This is a genomic window from Megasphaera cerevisiae DSM 20462, assembly GCF_001045675.1.
Taxonomy (GTDB): domain Bacteria; phylum Bacillota; class Negativicutes; order Veillonellales; family Megasphaeraceae; genus Megasphaera; species Megasphaera cerevisiae.
In genome coordinates, this window is sequence record NZ_LEKT01000190.1 from 1 (window position 1) to 542 (window position 542).

At 39.3% G+C, this 542-nt stretch carries 1 pseudogene; it reads right to left on the minus strand.

The annotated features are described in order from the left end of the window. Positions 1-341: 341 nt before the first annotated feature. A pseudogene (locus tag AB840_RS18030) lies at positions 342-542 on the minus strand (hypothetical protein); the annotation flags it as partial.

Genomic DNA, 542 nt, shown 5'->3' on the forward strand with positions numbered 1-542 from the left:
TCCATCATCTCTTTGATGGTACCGCCAAGCAGATCCTTCAGGGCATCTTGGATGTCATTTGGTTTCTCGATGGTATACTCTTGGAAGAGCTGCTGGATAATAGCCCGCTTCCCATCGGTCATTTCAACCTTGTGAATCTCTTTCCGCTGTTTTGCCATGATAAAAAGTCCTCCTATGATTAGATTGTACCATAGAAGACCTTATGACTTCGAGTGGAAGTTTGTTTACAGAGATTTTTTCATAGGCTCGAAACAACCAATCGCCGTAACGGCTACAACCATAAGACCCTCAAAATGATATTGTCAATATCTCTTTACACTTTTTCCTCGAGGATATTCGATCTACGCTGCATCCTTCAATGAGCGGTAATACTGTTGTCTCTTAATCATTGGAGGTAATCCTCCATTGGTGGAGCAGATTCTTCGGTTATTCCAGTAACTAATGAAATATCTCCATATAATTGTTTTCATATGTTCAACAGTTGTTTTTGAAGCATTATATCGATTATAGATTAGTTCTTCCTTTAATCTTGCCCACATACT